The 21,473-nt window shown below is 54.7% G+C and carries 17 protein-coding genes; 8 read left to right on the top strand and 9 right to left on the bottom strand.

Translation table 11 applies throughout. The features are described 5' to 3' along the window. The first annotated feature begins 4 nt into the window (after positions 1–4). The 4 genes from C3Z11_RS15895 to C3Z11_RS15880 all read left to right on the top strand — a co-directional run bounded on the left by C3Z11_RS15895 (position 5) and on the right by C3Z11_RS15880 (position 6,746). Positions 5–1,438 carry an FAD-dependent oxidoreductase gene (locus C3Z11_RS15895; RefSeq protein ID WP_106479097.1) on the top strand — a complete coding sequence of 478 codons (1,434 nt, stop codon included), beginning with the start codon at positions 5–7 and terminating at the stop codon, positions 1,436–1,438. Positions 1,439–2,160: 722 nt separating this feature from the next. Further along, on the top strand, positions 2,161–3,855 hold the full coding sequence (locus C3Z11_RS15890) for a 6-pyruvoyl-tetrahydropterin synthase-related protein (RefSeq protein WP_106478905.1): 1,695 nt from the start codon (positions 2,161–2,163) through the stop codon (positions 3,853–3,855). Between the two features lie 376 nt (positions 3,856–4,231). Continuing rightward, positions 4,232–5,194: an acyltransferase family protein gene (locus C3Z11_RS15885; protein ID WP_106478904.1), complete on the top strand. Its 963-nt coding sequence runs from the start codon at positions 4,232–4,234 to the stop codon at positions 5,192–5,194. A gap of 253 nt (positions 5,195–5,447) precedes the next feature. Next, a complete protein-coding gene (locus C3Z11_RS15880; protein ID WP_106479096.1) occupies positions 5,448–6,746 on the top strand; it encodes a solute carrier family 23 protein in 1,299 nt (432 codons plus the stop codon). Positions 6,747–6,942: 196 nt separating this feature from the next. Here the strand turns inward: C3Z11_RS15880 and C3Z11_RS15875 are convergent, their stop codons facing one another. From C3Z11_RS15875 to C3Z11_RS15850, 6 genes are all read right to left on the bottom strand, one after another. After that, positions 6,943–7,692, bottom strand: a complete 750-nt coding sequence (locus C3Z11_RS15875; RefSeq protein ID WP_106479095.1) for a FadR/GntR family transcriptional regulator — start codon at positions 7,690–7,692, stop codon at positions 6,943–6,945. Between the two features lie 129 nt (positions 7,693–7,821). Continuing rightward, positions 7,822–8,820, bottom strand: a complete 999-nt coding sequence (araD1, locus tag C3Z11_RS15870) for an AraD1 family protein (RefSeq protein ID WP_106478903.1) — start codon at positions 8,818–8,820, stop codon at positions 7,822–7,824. A gap of 92 nt (positions 8,821–8,912) precedes the next feature. After that, positions 8,913–10,649, bottom strand: a complete 1,737-nt coding sequence (locus tag C3Z11_RS15865) for an IlvD/Edd family dehydratase (protein ID WP_106478902.1) — start codon at positions 10,647–10,649, stop codon at positions 8,913–8,915. Positions 10,650–10,688: 39 nt separating this feature from the next. After that, complete coding sequence (araH, locus tag C3Z11_RS15860; RefSeq protein WP_106478901.1) at positions 10,689–11,729, bottom strand: L-arabinose ABC transporter permease AraH; 1,041 nt, start codon at positions 11,727–11,729, stop codon at positions 10,689–10,691. Between the two features lie 58 nt (positions 11,730–11,787). Then, complete coding sequence (gene araG, locus C3Z11_RS15855; RefSeq protein WP_106478900.1) at positions 11,788–13,281, bottom strand: L-arabinose ABC transporter ATP-binding protein AraG; 1,494 nt, start codon at positions 13,279–13,281, stop codon at positions 11,788–11,790. Positions 13,282–13,293: 12 nt separating this feature from the next. Further along, positions 13,294–14,394, bottom strand: a complete 1,101-nt coding sequence (locus tag C3Z11_RS15850; RefSeq protein ID WP_262927452.1) for an arabinose ABC transporter substrate-binding protein — start codon at positions 14,392–14,394, stop codon at positions 13,294–13,296. A 365-nt stretch (positions 14,395–14,759) separates the two neighbouring features. On the opposite strand from C3Z11_RS15850, the gene C3Z11_RS15845 reads away from it, so the two are divergent. Further along, positions 14,760–15,329, top strand: a complete 570-nt coding sequence (locus C3Z11_RS15845) for a cupin domain-containing protein (protein WP_262927451.1) — start codon at positions 14,760–14,762, stop codon at positions 15,327–15,329. 31 nt (positions 15,330–15,360) lie between these two features. Here the strand turns inward: C3Z11_RS15845 and C3Z11_RS15840 are convergent, their stop codons facing one another. Further along, entirely contained in the window at positions 15,361–16,608 is a 1,248-nt protein-coding gene (locus C3Z11_RS15840; protein WP_106478899.1) for a lactonase family protein, read from the bottom strand. A gap of 240 nt (positions 16,609–16,848) precedes the next feature. Between C3Z11_RS15840 and C3Z11_RS15835 the strand changes: the two genes are divergently transcribed. Beyond that, positions 16,849–18,315, top strand: a complete 1,467-nt coding sequence (locus C3Z11_RS15835) for an NAD-dependent succinate-semialdehyde dehydrogenase (protein WP_106478898.1) — start codon at positions 16,849–16,851, stop codon at positions 18,313–18,315. On the opposite strand, the gene C3Z11_RS16935 is transcribed toward C3Z11_RS15835, so the two are convergent. Continuing rightward, the gene (locus C3Z11_RS16935; RefSeq protein ID WP_158701066.1) at positions 18,276–18,434 is read right to left on the bottom strand and encodes a hypothetical protein; all 159 of its coding nucleotides are present in this window, start codon (positions 18,432–18,434) and stop codon (positions 18,276–18,278) included. The two genes, C3Z11_RS15835 and C3Z11_RS16935, sit on opposite strands and share 40 nt — an antisense overlap. Here C3Z11_RS16935 and eutB point away from each other — a divergent pair. Continuing rightward, complete coding sequence (gene eutB / locus C3Z11_RS15830) at positions 18,433–19,425, top strand: hydroxyectoine utilization dehydratase EutB (protein WP_106478897.1); 993 nt, start codon at positions 18,433–18,435, stop codon at positions 19,423–19,425. The two genes, C3Z11_RS16935 and eutB, sit on opposite strands and share 2 nt — an antisense overlap. A gap of 39 nt (positions 19,426–19,464) precedes the next feature. After that, positions 19,465–20,412: a cyclodeaminase gene (locus tag C3Z11_RS15825; protein ID WP_106478896.1), complete on the top strand. Its 948-nt coding sequence runs from the start codon at positions 19,465–19,467 to the stop codon at positions 20,410–20,412. A 16-nt stretch (positions 20,413–20,428) separates the two neighbouring features. Here C3Z11_RS15825 and C3Z11_RS15820 read toward each other — a convergent pair whose 3' ends face one another. Then, positions 20,429–21,442 (bottom strand): isocitrate dehydrogenase, encoded by a 1,014-nt coding sequence (locus C3Z11_RS15820; RefSeq protein WP_106478895.1) that lies wholly within the window; start codon positions 21,440–21,442, stop codon positions 20,429–20,431. Between the last annotated feature and the right edge of the window lie 31 nt (positions 21,443–21,473).

The raw sequence follows: 21,473 nt of genomic DNA, 5'->3' as shown, positions 1-21,473 counted from the left end.
TATTATGTCTAATCGTGTTCCCAGTGATTTTCAGTTTCTTGAAGTGGCCCGTCATGATCGGCCTAAAAAAGACATCAAGCGGCGCGTCAACGAGTTCGTTGAAATTTACGACCCGTTCCGTCCGCAGGAAGCGGCAAGTCAGGCGCTGCGCTGTCTGGATTGCGGTAACCCGTACTGCGAATGGAAATGCCCGGTTCACAATTACATCCCTAATTGGATGAAGTTGGTCAGCGAGGGCAATATCCTCGCGGCGGCTGAGCTATCGCATCGCACCAACACGCTGCCCGAAGTATGTGGCCGCGTCTGCCCGCAGGATCGTCTGTGTGAGGGTGCTTGTACGCTCAATGATGGTTTTGGCGCAATCACCATTGGCTCGATCGAGAAGTTCATCTCCGAGACCGCTTTCGCAATGGGTTGGCGTCCCGACATGTCCAAGGTGGAATGGACAGATAAGCGTGTGGCCGTCATCGGTGCTGGGCCAGCCGGACTCGGTTGTGCCGATATCCTGGTGCGCAACGGCGTCAAGCCGGTCGTCTTTGATCGTTACCCAGAGATTGGCGGGCTGATCACTTTCGGTATTCCCGAGTTCAAGCTTGAGAAGAGCGTGGTCAAGCGCCGCCGTGCGGTATTTGAAGAGATGGGGATCGAGTTCCGGCTCAACACCGAGATCGGGCGTGATATCGAAATTCAGCAGTTACTGGATGAATATGATGCCGTCTTCATGGGCATGGGTACCTACAAGTACATGGAAGGCGGCTTCCCCGGTGAGCAGTTGCCGGGTGTACACAAGGCGCTCGACTTCCTGATTGCCAATGTTAACCATAATTTGGGCTACACGGCCGATCCTGCCGATTATGTGTCACTGAAAGGTCAGCGTGTGGTGGTGCTTGGGGGGGGGGATACGGCGATGGATTGCAACCGTACTTCCATCCGTCAGGGCGCTGCCAGCGTAACCTGCGCCTACCGCCGTGATGAAGCCAACATGCCAGGCTCCAAGCGTGAGGTGGCCAATGCACGTGAGGAGGGCGTCGAGTTCCTGTTTAATCGCCAGCCGGTGGCGATTGTCGGCGAAGATAAGGTTGAGGGCATCAAGCTGGTGCGCACCCGTATGGGCGAACCGGACGAGAAAGGGCGTCGTCGTGCCGAAGTGGTGCCAGGCTCCGAGGAGATCGTTCCTGCCGATGCAGTGATCATTGCCTTTGGCTTCCAGCCTAGCGAAATCGCCTGGTTCGAGACGCACAATATTGAGATTGATGAGCGCGGCCGTGTCCTGGCGAAAGAGCAAGGTCAGTTGGTAAAGGATAAGTTTGCATTCCAGACGTCAAATGAAAAGATCTTTGCAGGCGGCGATATGGTCCGCGGCTCTGACTTGGTCGTCACCGCTGTCTATGAAGGTCGCAAGGCTGCCGAAGGGATACTTGATTATTTAGGCGTCTAATAAAAACGGTAGATCACTCTGAAAAAGCCCCGATCATGGATCGGGGCTTTTTTATATCAGCAGGAATACCAGTCTTTCGGTTGGTTTATAAAACTCAACTGCCTGAATCATTAACCATATAAAGCTATTGCTTGGGACACATCACATAAAATTCTTGGTTGAGTAATACGCTTGGCTGACCAATATAACATTCCCATATGGAATTAAGTTCTTAAGCTGTCAGCGGGCTAATCATTATCTGAGCCGATAGTGTATTAACGTACCTAAAAAATTCATGCTATTTAACAACTGCAAGGTGTTGAATGTTAGTTGAAGTATTAAGAATAAATGGCAGCATTATTTTTTTGTTATTTTAAACAAGCGCGGTTATATGAGTATTGCTAATACTATAGTTTTCATATTGTTTATTCATCATAAATAAATATATGAGTTTTCCATATTTAATTTAATGGCTTGAGTGGTAAATAAGTATACTTTTATGTGTCTAGGCGGTTCTGCATAGTATTTTTTATAAGAGAGGAGAGAATGAGTTATTAACTATGGAGTAGATTGGTCTTGGCAAAGTTATAATCTTTAAAGGTAAAGCTAAATTGCTTGATCAGAGATGTTTGGCGAGTTTTTGCTCTGCCTGAACACAGGCTAACGCTATCTCCAGTTATTAATATTATGCATGAGGTCTTGGTTCTTTTTAGATTTATATAAATAATAGCTAAGAGGTATATATGGCTAACAAAAACGAAGTGTCAGTCATCGCACTATTTGCATGTTTGCCATTGATCATCTTTTTAGTGTTTGGCTATGGGGGCAGCGATTCACTATTTCATTACTCTTCATGGATGGGATACAGCGAATCGTTTCGTCACGGTGATATCTTCCCGGCATGGGACTCTGGAGCCAACTATGGGTTAGGGTCACCGCGATTTTATTTTTATCCACCTCTATCGTTCTTGTTAGGTGGTGTCATAGGGTTGATTCTTCCCGCTAATTTGATTGGCCTGGCCTATTTCTGGCTCTGTCTGCTTATTTCCGGGCTTTCGATGTACGTACTAAGCAGTCTGTTTGTCAGTCGGCGTGATCAAATAAAAGTGGCGCTTCTCTATTTAACTAGTTACTACATCATTTTCTGTATCTTCACACGTTTTTCTGCGGCTGAAGTTCTAGCAAACAGCCTTATGCCGCTGTTGCTATATAATTTCTTTAAGCTGATGGTAGATGCAAAGCGCGTCTATTTTTTTTACTTGGCTTTATTGCTCGGTATGTTGTGGATCACCAATATCCCCATGGCGATTGCAACTGCCTATTTATTAGGGGCAGTTTCTATTGTTGTCACTTGGCGTAATAGAAGTATATTGCCCCTCTTTGGCTATGGATTATCTCAGTTGATAGCCATCGTGTTTTCATTATGGTATTTGATGCCTGCCTTTTTAGCTTCTAAAGAAATTGCCTCAGTCGACTATCTTTTTTACTCATATAACCCAACACTTAGTCTTTCTTTAGACGACCTGACTACATTCTCTTCGGGAAACTTAATTCATATATTGTTATTTTCCTATACGGCAGTTTGCCTAGTCATCGCCATCTATTTTTTGATGAAAAATAAAGATGTAGTGCGTGCCAATAAATATTGGAAATTAATGCTAGTCGTAGGCGCAATCTTTTTTATCCTGCAACTGCCGGGAACTAGATTTATTTGGGAATTGTTGCCGATGTTCAAGATTATCGGCTTTAACTTCAGGTTTACTGTATTTCTCGCCGTGCTGGTGTCCTTGATGGCTGTGCTTGTCATGCAAGGAAAGCGGCGCTATCTAGTGTATTCTTTCTGGCTGGCGTTTTTTGCAGTGACATTTGCCGGTGCTGGTATGATCAGTGGAAAAGCAGCGGTGAGAGGAGACCAGTTGACTGTCTACCCCGTTACCGGAGTGGCTAAATTACCTAGTGCTCATCCCGGCACGACAGAGTACCTCACTCCTGCAACGGCAAAGTACCTGCTCAAAGATACCGGGGAAATGAATGCGGATGATTTTATTAAAGAACAGAATAAACAGTATCCGCATCGGGCTATGGCTAGTCCGTCCAATTGTCATGTCCAAGTCAGGACATGGGAGGCAGAGCGTAAAAGCCTCCTGGTAGATGCTCCAGTACCTTGTACGGTTACGTTACGCCATTATTATTTTCCATTCTGGAATATTTATATAGATGGGCAGCGTAGCGTCGTCGGTAAAAATGAGGCAGGTCTGATAACGTTCGATGTGAGTGCAGGTCAACATGAAGTCAAAGTATTCTTTCAGACGCCTGCTCGTAACCCGTGGATTGGTATAGCCAGCATCATAGCAGGTGCATTAATGCTGATAATGACATTGATAGTATTATGGCCTTACGCCTATGAGCGGCATTATCGACCTAAATTTGTTCCGTAATTACTCATTATTACATTACTAAGGAAAGATTGAGAGCCAGAAGCCGGCCATCTGAAAGGGGTCGGCTTTTTATAGTTCAATAAATAGCACTTTGTTATAGCCATTTTGGGCATAACTTCCATCGTTATGAAAGTACACTTGCATTAACGTAAATTAAATACGCATAAGTGTATTTTTTTGTTAATTAAGTGATGCTGACTAGTTAAAAAGTTATATGGTGCCCACGATTTAACAGTTGGCTGCATTATTTTACTGTAATACTTTGTTTTGTGTGATCAATAATGTATTGCACGTTCTAATGCGCTAGAAAGCTTAGTCTATCGCCTGCTTTAGATAAGACTATTTAGCTTGTACATTAATTCCGTAGGTGCCTGCATTGAGTAGAAATATTACTTTAGATGTTTTAAAGCTCTTCTTGGCTTTTATGGTGGTGGGAATACATGCTGATTTTTTAGATGGCGTAGATCCTTTGGCAGAGTATCTTACAGTTCAAGGGGTTTTTAGAATCGCGGTACCTATTTTTCTAATCATCAATGGTTTTTATTTTTATCAGTTTTTAGTTAATGGAAAGACCTTGTCTTGGATGAAGCGGGTAATTTACCTTTACTGCTTTTGGATGCTTTTTTATTCTTACGCATGGTTCAGTATTCCCGAATTCAACTTTATAAGTATCGCAAAACTTTTTCATACAATAATCGTTGGATACTGGCATCTGTGGTATATATCAGGAATGATCGGGGCGGCAATACTGCTAGCGTTGATTGAAAAGCTTAAGGTGAGCGTAGTTACGCTGTCGTTGCTTATGTTGCTAACTTTTATGATTGGCGTGGCTATTCAATATGCTGGTAATTATCATGTTTTCAATGGATCTATTTTAGACAAGCTGTTTAATTTAGACTGGGTTCATAGGAGTTTCTTATTTTTCTCTTTTCCATTTTTCTGCTTCGGCTTTCTTATAAATAGATTCAATCTTCATAAGAAAGTGTCAATTGGGTTAACTGCGGTGCTCAGTGTGCTTGGGCTTATGGCCTTGCTTTCCGAGTCATATATTAATTATATAGAACCTGCTCGAGAAGGTGGGTTTGATAACTTCTTGTCATTAATAATTATCTGTCCAGCGCTGTTTGTATTATTTATGAAAATTAACATGCAAGGATATAGTAAAAATATCTCCTATTACTCTACTGGAATATACGTGATACACCTTTTCTTTCTTAAGATTTTTTCCGGACATACAGACCTCAGTGGCACGTCCCTGACGTTTTTAGTGATCGGGGTTTCTTTGATAGCTTCGTTTTTCTTAATAAAGATAAATAAAAAGCTCAAGTTCATATTATGAATAATTGTTGCTGGAATTGATAAAATAAATTGTCGTAAGGTTAAAAGTTAAAGTGCAAGGCTATTAAAGTCGCTTGACCTGCTTTTCTGGCTTCTAACCTGACATTGTTGGAAACGCACTTGTTTACCCATTATTTAATTAGTGATTATTGAAGTGTTTCCATGATCAGGGTGGCGGATTTACCCCTGCTTTAATGCCATTCAAGGCGCTAGAATGCCTGCTCTTTATGTTTAGCCCTTTTCTGGAGATCGATATGGCGGAGCGCTGGTTCCCACGATGGCAAAAAACGCAGGGCAGTGGTGGGGTAGTCGCCCCCGATGGGCGTCTATCGTTAGGCCAGACGACGATCATGGGTGTGCAGCATACGGTAGCGATGTTTGGTTCGACCGTTCTGGCTCCCTTGCTGATGGGGTTCGACCCTAATCTCGCCATTTTCATGTCTGGGATTGGCACGCTGCTGTTCTTCTTTATCGTTGGTGGCCGCGTCCCGAGCTATTTGGGGTCGAGCTTTGCATTTATCGGTCTGGTGATCGCGGCTACTGGCTACAGTGGGCAGGGTGCCAATGCCAACATTGGCGTGGCATTAGGAGGCATTATTGCCTGTGGCGTGATTTACGCCATAGTTGGCTTCGTAGTGATGTGCATCGGGACACGTTGGATCGAAACCTTGATGCCGCCGGTGGTAACAGGCGCGATCGTGATGATGATCGGCTTGAATCTGGCACCGGTGGCAGTAAGCGGAGTATCCGATTCAAGCTTCGACAGCTGGATGGCACTCGTGACTATCGTCTGTATCGGTGCCGCTGCAGTATTCACTCGAGGTTTGGTACAACGTTTGCTGATTCTGGTTGGCCTGCTGGCGGCCTATGCTATCTACGCCATTGTTACTAATGGCTTGGGCTTCGGTACGCCGATAGATTTTTCGATCATCGCTGATGCCGCCTGGTTTGGCGTGCCCCATTTCACAGCGCCTGAATTTCATGCTCATGCGATTGCGTTGATTGCACCGGTGGCAGTGATCCTGGTCGCTGAAAACCTCGGTCATGTTAAGGCAGTCGGGGCGATGACCGGGCGTAATCTTGATCCTTATATCGGCCGTGCCTTCGTTGGGGATGGCATAGCGACCATCGTCTCTGGCGCTGCTGGTGGTACTGGTGTAACTACCTATGCCGAGAATATCGGCGTGATGGCGGTGACAAAAGTCTATTCCACACTGATTTTCGTTGCCGCTGCACTGATGGCGATCATGCTCGGTTTTTCGCCTAAGTTCGGTGCCATGATCCAGACCATTCCGGGGCCGGTAATGGGCGGCGCTTCGATCGTGGTATTCGGCCTGATTGCCGTTGCCGGAGCGCGCATCTGGGTGCAGAACAAGGTCGATCTCGGCGATAACGCCAATTTGATTGTCGTCGCTGTCACACTGGTGCTGGGCGCAGGTGATTTTGCACTCAAGATCGGCGATTTCACTCTTGGTGGGATTGGCACCGCTACCTTTGGTGCCATCATTTTGCACGCCGTGTTACGGCGTGGACGCAAGCGCGTTACCCTTTAACGGCTAAAGTGATCACACCAGCCCTGCTCATAGCGGGGCTTTTTTATTTGATGATGCTTTTCGGGCTTAAGTGGTGCAGGTGAAAGGGGCTAGGTGTGGTTAACATGACGGCTCGGCGGCTACTGATGGCGGCTTCACGGTTTTTGCCGTGATGCAAAAAGCGCTAGGCATAAAGTGAGTGATCTTTGCCACGCAGCTAGTGCACCCAGCTCAACAGATCGGCGGGCAGCGAAGCGCTGTGCCCTAGAACCTCTTCGATATCCATCCTGGCGCCTTCTAGCTGTACCAGCGTGGCCTGACGTGCGCCGAGAGCATCGCGATTTTGCAACGCCGTAAGGATCGCCTTGTGGCGGGGCAATGAAAGGGTTTGTGTGTCGGGGCGTCGGCTAGATAGCTTGATTGATTCACGCAGCGCCTGGGACAGCATGTTGCAGAGATACGTCAGCATATCGTTATTCGTTGCTTCAGCGATACGGCGATGGAAATCGAGATCGGGCTGTAGCAGTTCATCGCGTGAGCGTGCTGCTTCCATGCGCTGATAGGCGTCCTCGATACCGGCTATATCTTCAGCGCTGGCACAGGTCGCGGCCATGGCTGCAGCAGCCGGTTCGATAATACAGCGCACGCTAAAAAGCTCGGCAAAAAAGTCAGCTTCCGGTGTCGAACTGACCAGCCAGAACAGTACATCGGGGTCGAGCAGGTGCCACTCGCTGCGCGGGCGTACCACCGCACCTACCCGAGGCTTTGAATACACCAGGCCCTTGGCGACCAGTACTCGGGTTGCCTCACGCAGTGCCGAGCGGCTGACGTCATACTCCTTGAGTAGCTGGGATTCGTGGGGAAGCTTCTCACCGGGAGAAAACTCACCCGTGACGATTTTCATGCCCAGTTCCTGAACGATCCGGGCATGCAGGCTCTTGCGTTGTCGGGGGGACTGATAATCCATGGCTAACAGATTCGCGTTGAAATAACGGGTATGAGAACAGGGCATGTAAACCAAAGTCTATCATAGTGCCGCAGGTGACTCTGGTTCATACCCTGTTCCGGAACCGATAAGCGAAGGCGCCAGGAAATATTACAGCGCGACGACGCGGTGCGAAGCCGCTTCAACTTTTCTTAACGTATTGCGCAAGGGTGGGCCGAACAGTGCCGACTCGATTTCAAAGGTCTCACCTGGGGCCACTTCGATGTTGTCAGCGACACTCAGGGTGGCTGTGCCGAAGAAATGGATATGCACATCACCGGGGCGGCGAAATAACTCATATTTGAAGTGGTGATGCTCAAGGTTGTGGATACTGTGAGACATGTTGGCTTCGCCACTGACGAACGGTTTTTCCCAGCGGACTGCACCCTGGCTGTCACGAATCCTCGATACGCCTTCGACATGTTCAGGCAGGGCGCCGGTACGCAGTGCCGGGCCGAGCCCGCACATGCGTAGCTTCGAGTGGGCGAGCCACAGATAGTTTTGGCGCTCGGTCACATGGTCAGAAAATTCGTTGGCGAGGCAGTAGCCCACTCGGTACGACGTGCCGTTGGGACCGATCACATAAAGACCGGCCAGTTCGGGTTCTTCACCGCCATCGAGAGCGAAATCGGGCATTTCCAGCGTTTCGCCGCTGGCACGTACAATTGAGCCGTCGCCTTTGTAGAACCATTCCGGCTGCACACCTACGTTATCGCCTTCAGGTTTGCCGCCTTCCAGACCCATGCGGAACATCTTCATGCTGTCGGTGAGATGTTCTTCAGCTTGCTGGGCATTGGCCTGATGCATCGCATCGCGAGTGTCGGCACTGCCAAGATGGGTCAGGCCTGTACCGGTTGCGAGACAGTGGGCGGAATCGGGATGGTCGAGCGGAGGCAGAAGCCGGTTGGCATCGACAAGGGAGTGATAATCGAAGCGCTTGGAAGTGAGCCGTTCGAGTACTTCAGCCTCCAGCGTCGTTGCGCGAGAAATGGCGATTTGTGCCAGTTCGTATGTCGAGACGGCGTCAACCAGACGGCCCCCTTGGCCATCATCGTCGAGACAGCCCACACGACATTCTCCTGTATCGTCCTTGAATTGAATCAGTAACATGCCCTATTCCCTCATCGGTTTATCTTTCGGCGCTGCACGATTGCCGTGCAGGGCATCGCGGCGTGAGCACGGCGTTAATAACGGTCGTGACATCAATGTGAATGCGGCGGCACTTCGGCACCGCGGCAGCCGACCAGAAAGTCAAAGTCACAGCCTTCGTCGGCCTGCATGACATGTTCGATATACAACTGACGGTAACCGCTGTGTGTCTTGGCAATGGTTTTGTTTGCCAGCGTGGTAAGGCGGTCGTTGAGTTCATCGTCACTGATATCGAGATGCAGCCGACCGGCGTTGCAGTCGAGCTCGATCCAGTCGCCATCGCGTACCGCCCCGAGTGGGCCGCCGTCACCGGCTTCCGGTGTGACGTGGAGTACCACCGTGCCGTAGGCGGTGCCGCTCATGCGCGCATCGGAAATACGTACCATGTCGGTAACGCCCTGAGCGAGCAGCTTGGGAGGGAGCCCCATGTTGCCGACCTCGGCCATGCCCGGATATCCCTTGGGGCCACAGTTCTTGAGTACCATTACCGAGTCGGCGTTGATATCGAGATCAGGATCGACAATGCGCTCCTTGTAGTGATCAAGGTTCTCGAACACCACGGCACGGCCGCGATGCTTCATCAACTCGGGAGTAGCGGCTGATGGCTTGAGCACCGCGCCTCTAGGAGCAAGGTTACCGCGCAGAATGCAGATACCCCCGTCGTCGACCAGCGGATTTTCCAGCGTGCGGATGACCTCGTCGTTATAGATCGGGGACTCGCGGCAGTTATCGAAAATCGCCTTGCCGTTGGCGGTTAACGCTTCGGGGTGGGGCAGCAGATTGGCTTCACCGAGGCGACGGATCACGCCGGGCAGACCGCCGGCATAGAAGAAGTCTTCCATCAGGTAGCGCCCGGACGGCATCAGGTCGACCAATGTTGGTGTATGACGACCGATTCTGGTCCAGTCATCGAGCTCAAGATCGACGCCGATTCGCCCAGCAATCGCTTTCAAGTGAATAACCGCGTTGGTCGAGCCGCCGATCGCTGCGTTGACGCGGATCGCGTTTTCGAACGCCTCGCGGGTAAGAATCTTCGAAAGGCGCAGGTCCTCTTCGACCATCTCGACGATGCGCATACCGGACATGTGGGCAAGAACATAGCGGCGCGAATCGACCGCTGGAATCGCCGCGTTATGAGGGAGCGATGTGCCGAGCGATTCGGCCATGCAGGCCATGGTTGAGGCGGTGCCCATGGTGTTGCAGGTCCCCGCCGAGCGTGACATGTCGGCCTCGGCGGAGAAGAATTCGTCGTAGCTCATCTTGCCGGCCTTGACGTCTTCGTGGAACTGCCACACTGCCGTGCCCGAGCCGATGTCACGGCCCTTGTGCTTGCCGTTGAGCATCGGCCCGCCGGTCACAACAATCGCCGGCACGTCGCAGCTCGCTGCGCCCATCAGCAGTGCAGGCGTGGTCTTGTCGCAGCCAGTGAGTAGCACCACTGCATCAATTGGATTGCCACGAATTGACTCCTCGACGTCAATGCTCGCCAGGTTGCGAGTAAACATCGCGGTAGGGCGCAGGTTCGATTCGCCATTGGAAAACACAGGGAACTCGACCGGGAAGCCGCCAGCCTCGATCACCCCACGCTTGACGTGCTCGGCGATCTGACGAAAGTGCGCGTTGCATGGTGTCAGCTCCGACCAGGTATTGCAGATGCCGATGATCGGCTTGCCGTTGAACTGATGCGGTGCGATGCCCTGGTTCTTCATCCAGCTGCGGTACATGAAGCCGTTCTTGTCGGCGGTGCCGAACCAGGCGGCACTGCGCAGCGGGCGTCTGGAGGTGGTCATTGAACTACTCCTGTAGCAAAAATAAGAGGCGATGGCAGGTTAGCGCCGTGACTGTTTCCAGCGGTCGAACAGCACGGCCAGCAGTAAAATGCCGCCGCGAACCAGGTACTGATAGAACGTGGGCACGTTGAGCAGGCCCATGGCGTTCTGCACGCAGCCCATGATCAGTACGCCGATGACTACGCCGGTGATCGAAGCGACCCCGCCTGACAGCGACACACCGCCCAGTACACAGGCCGAGATGACGGCCAGTTCGAGCCCCATTGAGGTGTTAGGGTCGCCCAGTCCCATGCGCGAGGTGAGCAGGATGCCAGCGATGCCGGCAACGACACCCTGCAGCGTGAAGACGATGATCTTGAGACGGCGGACGTTGACGCCAGCGAGGCGCGAGGCCTCGGCATTACCACCGGTAGCCAGCACGTTGCGACCGAAGGCGGTTTGGTTGAGCAGTACACCGAAGATGACGAAGCTGGCCAACATGACCCATACCGGCAGGGTCAGACCCAGAAATGAGGCGCTGCCGAGATCGAAGAAGCCGGGTTCGGTAATCATCACTGCATCGCCGCCGGACGTGATGTAGGCTAGCCCGCGTATAAACTCCATGGCAGCGAGCGTGGCAATCAGCGAATTGACGCCAAAGCGTGCCACCACCAGACCGTTGAACGCGCCGACTGCGCCTGCGGCCACCACACCCACCAGTACGCCGATGGCAACGCTGCCGGTCGAGGAGGTCACCATCGCGGCGACGACGCCGGCAAAGGCGACGATCGAGGCCACCGATAGATCGACTTCGCCGAGCGCCAGCACCATCATCATAGTGGTGGCGATGGTGCCGATCAGCGTTACTGACAGCAGCAGGCCGACGATATTACGACCTGTGAGAAAGTCGGGTACGAATAGTGACAGTGCGGCGAATAACAGGACAAAGACGGCAATAAGACCGGAAGTGTCGAGCAAGGTGCGCAACGCCTTGGGCAGGCCACGACGACGCTCGGAAGTGCTCGCTTCGCCGTCATTGCTCGTCGACCCGCAGGAGGTATCGGTAAGCAAAGCCGAATCAGTAGATTTTTGAGCAGACATGGCAGTGTTCTCTTTATAGATATTCGCTGTATCAATGACTCAAGTGAAAAGGCGTTAATCAGGCCGGTAGCGCCAGCCCCAGCAAGCGCTCCGGCGTGGCCTCGTCGCGGTTGACGATGTCGACCAGCTGACCGTCGCGCATTACCCCGATGCGATCGCAGATCGAGCTGATCTCCGCCAGATCGCTGGAGATCACTACCACGCTCTTGCCGTGTTCGGTGAGGTCATAGAGCAGGGTATAGATGTCACGGCGTGCGCCGACGTCGATACCGCGGGTCGGTTCATCCATCACAAACACCTCGATCTCTTCCGAGAGCCAGCGGGCAATAATGACCTTCTGCTGATTGCCGCCGGAAAGAGAGCTGATCGGCGTGCGGTGATGGGGGGTCTTGATACTTAATTGCTTGATGTAGTCGTTGGCATTGCTGACTTCGCGTGACGGGTTGCGTAGAAAGCCGAACCGTTTGAAGAAGCGCCGACAGCTGATGTTGAGATTGTCGGCGACGCTGGCAACCGGAAAGATGCCCTGCGACTTGCGATCTTCGGGGCACATGGCAATGCCGGCACGGATCGCTTCACCGGGGCTGGCAAAGTGTTGTACCTTGCCATCAAGGCGCACGGTACCGGTGGCAGGCTTGTCTGCGCCGCATACTAGGCGCATCAGCTCGCTGCGGCCGGCACCGACCAGTCCGAACAGACCGAAGACTTCACCACGGCGTACATTGAAACTGACCGGGGCGCGTACGCCCGGGCCTGCCAGTGCGTCGACATCAAGCAGCACCTCGCCCTGTGGGCGGAGGCGGTAACCATAGACATCCTCGATGCGCCGTCCCACCATCTCGCTGACCAGCGTATCCTGATCGAGACCTTCCATCGTGGTATGGGTACAGATGTGCTGGCCGTCGCGGAACACCGTCACGGCATCACACATCTCGAATACTTCTTCCATGCGGTGGGTGACGTAGAGCACCACGCGGCCCTCATCGCGCAGACGTTTGACGATGCGCTTGAGGTGACGGATTTCCTGTATGGAAAGGCTGCTGGTCGGCTCGTCAAACGCGATGATGCGCGCATTACGCAGCAGCGCACGGCCGATTTCGATCATCTGTTGTTGGCCAATCGACAGCTCCCGCACCTTGGTCGCGGGATTCATGTTTTCCTCGCCGAGTTCCTTGAGGATCTGCATCGCCCGTAACTGCAGGGCGCGACGATCAATGAAGCCGGCATGGGCGGGAAGCTGGCCGAGCATCAGGTTCTCGGCCACCGAGAGATTGGGGGCCAGGGTCAGCTCTTGATAGATGATGGCCACGCCCTGAGCCAGTGCCTGGCGAGCATTGGTAAATACGTGGCGTTCATCGTTGATCCACAGCGCGCCGCTGCTGGGACGATTGACGCCACTCAAGACCTTGAGCAGCGTTGATTTTCCGGCCCCGTTCTCTCCCATCAGGGCATGAACCTCACCGGTATTGGCGCTAAAGCTGATGTTGTCGAGCGCGCATACCCCGGGAAATTCAACGGTAATGCCTTCTACACGCAGATAGGCGTTATCCATGGTCGGGCTCCGTTACAGTCCGAGTTCCTGGCGAACCTGCTGCCAGTTGTCGCGAGTCATCAGCTTGCCGGATGTTTCAGTATTGGCTGGCGGTTTAGTGTCGGTGGTAATCCACTGATAAAGATTCTGTGCTGATTCACGGCCATGCGCGGTTGAGCTGACGGCTACGGTGCCGTAGAAACCGGTCGGCTTGTCACGTGAAAATTCGGCAAAGGCCGCACCGGAGCCATTAACGCCGACACCGATCACCTGATCAGCGTTGAGGCCGTACTGTTCACTGGCACGTACGCCGCCCAGTACGCTCTCTTCATTGATGGCGTAGATCACCCAATGCTCAAAGGCGCTGTTTTTCGACAGCACCGGCGTTGCTGCGGCAAAGCCACTGCCGGTATCGGTATTCTGTTGTGGGGAGTCAAAAACATTGGCTTCGGGGAGCCCGGCTTGCAAAAGCACCTCGGTTGCGCCATCAGTGCGTGCCTTGGCGGTGGGCAGCTCATTGTTGCTGATGCGCAGTGCCGCCACTTCTTCGAGATTCCAGCCGCGGCGCTTGGCCTCCTCGGCAATGGCTTGACCAACCTGCTGTCCGATCTTGTAGCTCGACATGCCCAGGTGCGGAACATCAGCCAGTGGCTTGCCATCGCTGCCGATGAACTGGTCGTCAACCGTAACCACCTTCATGTTGTACTGCTTGGCGCGGTTCATGATCGCTGGCCCAAGACGCACATCGGGCGGACAGATCACGAAGCCTTGTGCACCTTGAGAATGGAGATTATCGATCGCGCTCAATACCTTCTGACCGTCTTCGCCTGCCAGACGGACCACTTCGAATCCTTCCTGCTCACCCAGCTCGGTGGCGGCACTCTGTTCGTTGATGAACCAGGCCTGCTCGGGCTTTTTGACAATGAAGCCAATCTTGACCTCGTCGGCATCGGCAGCCTGCACGGCATTGGCGCCGAGTAGCAGCCCTGCACAGAGCGTCAGATGGCCCAGGCTAGCAACGAGCGATACTCGTGCACGTGCGGAGCGCTGTGCTGAGAGCGCTGGCCGCAGTGAAGAGAGCCGTTGCAATAGACCATTGGAGTGTCCTCGGCCGAGAAGTGACAGGGGGATCATTGGCATTCTCCTGATTGAGTGACCCGTGCACGGGTCTTATTGTGTCGTTGGGTAGAAATTCGCTGGCCCTACAATCGGGTGAGGCAAATAACCTTTAATTAGTATGACTATATAAAGGTTATCACTGTGATATAGGTGGATGAATACGCCTAAAGGCGTGTATAGACCAAAATAGTATGACTGTTTTGAGGCTTGTTAATGGGGCATAAATGGAGGGGAAGGAGAGGTCTTACGTTATTGTCGCAACAGTTATCGTCACGAACCTTGCGAAGGATTGCCCTGACAGGAGGCTGCTGTACTAGCCTGAAGGACGTAATGCTGTCTGGCTGACAGCCCTGGAGTTATTTAACGCACAGGAGCAAGGCATGACGGGACAAATGATCGAAGATTATCTGGCCGAGCTGGGGCTTATCGATGATGCGGGCAACGTGGTCACGCCTGAAACATATACGTTTGACGATGACGGCACGATTCCCAATAGCCCTCTGCCGGTAGTGCTTTATCGCTCGATCACGCCAGGCCGTGGCGATCTGGCTGAGCACCTTGAAACGTTATTCGATATCAACGCCTGGCCAGCGCAGTGGCGCGGCAACGTATTTGATTATCATCACTATCATTCGGTTGCCCATGAAGTGCTGGGAATATTCAGCGGCTGGGCGCGACTCAGATTGGGCGGTGAAGCAGGTCAGGACGTTGAAGTGAAGGCCGGCGATGTGATTATTCTCCCTGCCGGTACCGGACACTGCTGCCTTGACGCGAGCGATGACTTCCAACTCGTGGCCGGTTATCCGCCTGATCAGCAGCAATGGGATATTTGCCGTGACGCCACCGAACATGACGCCGCCACCAAGCGTATTGCTCAGGTACCGATGCCCTCGCGTGACCCGGTAGGAGGAGAGGGGGGTGCCTTGATCGGCCTATGGCATGTTCGCTGAACCCATAGGCCGATCAAAAAACGAACGCTAATTACTCTGTCGTTTGCAGCGCCTTGACGTCTGACGGACTTTCAATATCCAGCACTTCTCCTGTTGGCGTCAGGGCGCCGCTTTGTGCATCGCGTTTGAATTCGACGACCTGATCGCTGAACTGGTTGGCCACCAGAATGAAGTCTGCGCCTACTCTGAAGGCGCGCGGTTCCTTGCCCTGGCTGGAGTAATGACCCACTTCGCTCAGCGTGCCATCGTCTGCATTGACCCGGTAGGCCACCAGCTCGTTAGTGGTGCCACGATTACCGGCGTAAAGAAACTGACCGTCCGGTGACAGGCCCAGACCGCTGCCAGCCTTGGCCTTGGGGTCCTGCTTGTCGGTCAAGGCCAACGCTTGACGCTGTTCGAGCCGTCCCTGCCGGTAATCATACATATACACATGAGCGCCCATTTCAGTGACCAAATAGGCATGTTTACCGCTTTCATCGAACAGCATGTGACGCGGACCGCTGCCCTTGGGGAACTCGATCGTTGCGTCGTCATCGGCACTTAGCGGCTGAGCACTATCGGGCTGATAGCGGTAGGCAGACAGCTTGTCTGCGCCAAGATCAGCGACGAACACCTTCTTGCCATCGGGTGAGAAAGTGACCGAGTGGGCGTGGCCGGACGCCTGGCGGTCCGGCACACCACCAGACCCTTTCAAGTGCGGAATGTTTTGCACCATCTCACCCAGCGAGCCGTTTTCCTTGATCGGGAACACCGAGACGCCGGCATGGCCGGGATCAACGGAATAGTTGGCGACGAGCAAGTAGCGCCCGTCGGGAGAAAGGGCGGCGTGGGTAGGCTGCCAGCCATGGCTGGGCTGCTGGTTGATGAGATGAAGCTCACCGCTGTCCGGATCGACCATCAAGGCGCTGACCTGTCCCTCGGTATGCCCGGTAGCTTCGTTGACGGCATAAACGTAATGTCCTTGCGGGTCGATGACCAGCCATGAAGGGCTGACCACAGGCGTCGCGGCGTGTCTGGTCAGTTTGCCCTCGGCATCCATGCCAATACGGTAGATCCCCTTGCTGTGGCTGGGGTCGCGCCGTGTATTGGTGGGCAGATAGAGATAGCCGTCAGTGTAGGTACCGACCAGCAGGGTTTTCGCCTGCGAGTCATTCGGCGTGCTCGCTTGCGTGTCCGCTTGGGCGATAGCAACAGGGCAGGCCAGTGCCAGCGTTATGGTCAGTGCCTTCATCCACGTTGAAGGAGGGCGTTTTGTTGGCAGTGAGAGCAATACATTCATGAACGAGTCCCTGTTATGTGCTTTGTGATGGATTACAAATGTACAGGTGTTTTACACCATAGCTAATTAAGGCAAACGTGACTGCCCTACGATGGGCCAAAAAAGTGTCATGATGTACCATGTATTGCAGAAAAAATGCACGCCTGAACGGTCGGTTTCAAAAAGTATTGCCCCGGACACTGCCGTAGGCTGACTGCAAGCACACCGTCAGCCAGGGTACGCCCTTCCGGGAGAACCAGCATGAAGCTCAACGATCCACGTCTGTTCCGCCAACTCGCCTACATCGATGGCAAATGGACCCATAGCGAAAGCGGTGATGATCAGGCGGTTTTTGATCCGGCCAGCGGCGAAACGCTTGGCCACGTGCCGCTGCTCGCCGCCCATCAGATCACGCACGCTGTCGACGTCGCCCAGCGCGCCTTTGCGCTGTGGCGGCAGCTAAACGTCGAGGCCCGCGCCGCCCGGCTGCATAAATGGTTCGATCTGCTGCAAGAGCACCGCGAGGACCTCGCCCACATCATGACGCTGGAACAGGGCAAGCCGCTCAAGGACGCTCGCGGCGAAGTCGACTATGGTGCGAGCTTCATTCAATGGTTCGCCGAAGAAGGCCGGCGCGCCTACGGCGAGACGATTCCCAGCCACATTCCCAACGCTGCGCTCGGCACGCTCAAGGAGCCGATTGGCGTGGCGGCGATGGTCACGCCGTGGAATTTCCCGCTGGCGATGATCACTCGCAAGGCCGCTGCCGCACTCGCCGCCGGTTGCACCGTGGTGGTCAAGCCGGCCAACGAGACGCCATTCTCGGCTTTGGCGCTGGCGGAACTCGCTGAGCGTGCCGGCATTCCCGCCGGAGTGTTCAATGTCATCACTGGCGAGCCGGAGCGGGTCTCCGAGTTGCTGTGCGGCGACGATCGGGTCAAGTCGGTCTCATTCACCGGCTCGACCCGTGTCGGCCGGCTACTGCTCAGGCAAAGCGCTGACAGCGTCAAGCGCGTCGCGTTAGAACTCGGTGGCAACGCGCCATTTATTGTCTGCGAGGACATGGACCCCGACGAGGCCGCCAAAGCAGCGATCGACGCCAAGTTCCAGACCGCCGGTCAGGATTGTCTCGCCGCCAACCGCATCTTCGTTCACCGCTCGCTTTATGATCGTTTTCTGGACTGCTTCGCGGAACGGATGAAGAACCTCAAGGTCGGCAATGGCATGATGGATGTCGATATCGGCCCGCTGATCCACGGCCGGGCGGTGGAAATGGCCAATGCCATGGTCGACGATGCGTTGAGCAAAGGGGCACGGCTGATCGCTGGCGATCAACGCATGGCACCGGGCACCAACTTCTTTATGCCAACGCTGCTGGCGGACATCACGTCGGAGATGCGGGTATTCCGTGAAGAAACGTTTTCGCCAGTCGCCGCTGTCTGCGCCTTCGACGACTACGATGCGGTGATCGAGGCCGCCAACGATACCGAGTATGGTCTGGCGGCTTATGTCTACACCTATGACGTGCGGCGCATCTGGAAGCTATTGCGCGGGCTTGAGTACGGCATGGTGAGCGTCAACTCGGTCAAGATGACCGGCCCGCCGATTCCCTTTGGCGGTGTCAAGCAGTCCGGGCTCGGCCGTGAGGGAGCACGCCAAGGGTTGGAGGAGTATCTCGAAACCAAGTACTACTGCCTGGGTAACATGCCGACCTTGTCCGGCAGTTGATAGCCGACATCAACCTTGATTACGCCAACGGCATTCGGGCAGGGTGGGCAATATTCCTCCTGCCCGTTGTCGTTTTGCGTCGACGCCGCCCGCTTATTGTCCGCTACAGGTTCGACCATGCCCGATCATCTCCCCGTCACGTTGCATGATATCTATCTCGCTCGGCGCCGCATCGCCGGTCAGGTGACGCGCACGCCGCTGATCCGCTCCCATATGCTGTCGACACGCTTTGCAGCCGAGGTCTATCTCAAGCTCGAAACGCTGCAGCCGACCGGGGCGTTCAAGCTGCGCGGTGCGACCAACAAGATCGCCGCGCTGACACCCGAGCAGCTTGAGCGTGGTGTAACTACGGCTTCGACTGGCAACCACGGCCGCGCCGTGGCTTATGCCGCGAGCCGTTCAGGTGTCCGCGCGATCATCTGCATGTCGGCGTTGGTGCCGCATAACAAGGTCGAGGCGATCGAAGCCCTCGGTGCCGAGACGCGCATTATTGGCCATTCCCAGGACGAGGCCTTCGTCGAGGCGCGGCGGCTGGTAGCTCAGGAGGGCATGACGCTGATCGAGCCGTTCGACGATCCTTTGATCGTCGCTGGCCAGGGCACCATCGGCCTTGAACTGCTGGAAGACTTGCCCGAACTCGACCATGTCCTGATCGGGCTCTCGGGCGGTGGCCTGCTCGGTGGCATTGGTCGCGCAGTTAAAGTGATAAATCCCGCTGTGCACGTCACCGGCGTGAGCATGCAGGAGGGCGCCGCGATGAGGATGAGCCTCGAGGCCGGCCAACCGGTCGAGGTTGAGGAGGTCACGACCTTTGCCGATTCGCTCGGCGGTGGTATCGGCCTCGACAACCGCTGCACCTTCACGCTGGTACGCGAAGTGATGGATGACAGCTACGCTGTATCCGAGGCGGCGATTGCTCGCGCCATGGTGCACTTTTTCGCCCACGAGAAAATGGTGGTCGAAGGGGCCGCAGCGGTCGGGCTCGCCGCCCTCGAGGAACATTGTCTCGATATCCGTGGCAGGACGGTAGCGCTGATTGTCTCGGGCAATGGCGTATCGAGCGAGACCTTCATGGACGCATGGCGCGTAGCGCACACAGCGTCTCACTGACCGTACCGAAAGACAGTTCAAGCGATTCAGGGAAGACCAATGAAGCTTTACAACCGCAAGCAGATTGAAGACGTCGTCACGCTCGATGAGCAGGCGCTGGAAGCCGTTGAGGTCGGTTTCCGCGCACTAGGGCGGGGCGAGGTAGTGCAGCCGCCGATCCTGTCGATGGCGATTGAAGAATCTAACGGCGAGGTCGACGTCAAGACCGCTCACATCAAGGGCAGCGACCACTTCGCGATCAAGGTCAGCCCCGGCTTTTTCGACAATCCCAAGCGCGGCCTGCCGAGTCTTAATGGTCTGATGATAGTGTTCTCGGCCAAGACCGGGCTGGTCGAGGCGGTATTGCATGATGAGGGATATCTGACCGAGATCCGCACTGCACTGGCCGGGGCCATTGCCGCCGAGCGTCTGGCCAATCCCGGCCCCAGCCGCGTCACCGTGATCGGCACCGGCGCACAGGCCGAGCTGCAGGTCGCCGCGCTCATGCTGGTCCGTGAGATCGATACGCTCAGCGTGTGGGGACGCGATCATGCCAAGGCCGAGGCGTACGCGACCAGGATGGCCGAGAAGTATGATTTGACGGTCAATGTTTGCGACGAGATCGGCGCGGCCTGTGCGCATGCCGATATCATTGTCACCACTACACCGTCACGTCAGCCGCTGCTTGATGGCGTCCATCTGCCGGCAGGGGTGCATGTCACTGCGATGGGCTCGGACAGCTTTGACAAGCGCGAGCTGGACAGCTCGGTGCTGGAGCGTGCAGATGTATTTGTCGCTGACATCCGTAGGCAGAGCGAAAGCAACGGTGAACTCAAGGTCTATGCCGGTAAGGAGCCGCCTTTTGCCATCTACGAGCTTGGCAATGTCCTCACTTCAGACCGTTCGCCGCGCACCTCACCCGATCAGATCACGGTCTGTGACCTGACCGGTACCGGCGTGCAGGATACCGCCATCGCCGCGTTTGCCCTTGCCCGCCTTCAACAGTGACGGGCCGTGACATCGCCTAGCGGCTGACTTCGGCCACCAGGGCGTCGGCGAACGATTCGGTCGTGCCGCTGCCGCCCATGTCTGGCGTGACCTGCTCGCGGGCGTTCTCCAGCACGCTACGGATGGCGCGGCGAATGCGGGTGCCTTTTTCCGTCATCTCAAGATGATCAAGCATGTCGGCGGCGGCCAGTAGTAGCGCGCAGGGGTTGGCGATGTTCTTGCCGGCGATGTCGGGCGCTGAGCCGTGCACCGCTTCGAAGATCGAAGCATCCTTGCCGATGTTGGCGCCCGGTGCCAGGCCGAGGCCACCGACTAGACCGGCGCACAGGTCGGAGAGAATGTCGCCGAACAGGTTGGTAGTGACGATTACGTCGAACTGATACGGATTCATCACCAGCTGCATGCAGGTGTTGTCGACGATCATCTCCTGGAATTCAATCTCGGGATATTCCTTGGCGATCTCACGGGCGACATCGAGAAACAGGCCGGAGCTGGTCTTGATGATGTTGGCCTTGTGCACTGCGGTCACTTTCTTGCGCCCCTTGCTGCGGGCCATCTCGAAGGCATAGCGGACGATGCGCTCGGAGCCCGAACGGGTGACACGGATGCTCGATAGCGCAGTCTCGCCATCCTCGGACAGCGTCTGGCCCTCGGCCAGATAGGCGCCTTCGGTGTTCTCGCGCACGGTGATGATGTCGATGTTATCGAAGCGCGAACGGGTGCCTGGGAAGCTGATCGCCGGGCGCACGTTGGCGTAGAGATCGAAATGGCGACGCAGCTGAACGTTGATCGAGGAGAAACCGCCGCCGATCGGGGTGGTCAGCGGGCCCTTCAGCGCCACGCTGTGTCTGGCGATCGTCCCAAGCGTGGCCGCTGGCAGCAAATCGCCGTGCTTGTCCAGGGCGATCATGCCGGCGTCGACGTGGTCGTAGCTCAGGCCGCAGTCGAGTGCGTCGAGCACGCGTAGCGTGGCATTCATGATTTCGGGACCGATGCCGTCACCCGGGATTACCGCGATGGTCTTGCTCATGAATTCCTCCTTTCTGCATGGCAGACACGTC

Source organism: Phytohalomonas tamaricis (genome assembly GCF_003012345.1).
Taxonomy (GTDB): Bacteria; Pseudomonadota; Gammaproteobacteria; order Pseudomonadales; family Halomonadaceae; genus Phytohalomonas; species Phytohalomonas tamaricis.
The sequence above is the reverse complement of the archived record's forward strand: the minus strand, read 5'-3'. Positions and strand labels throughout refer to the sequence as shown.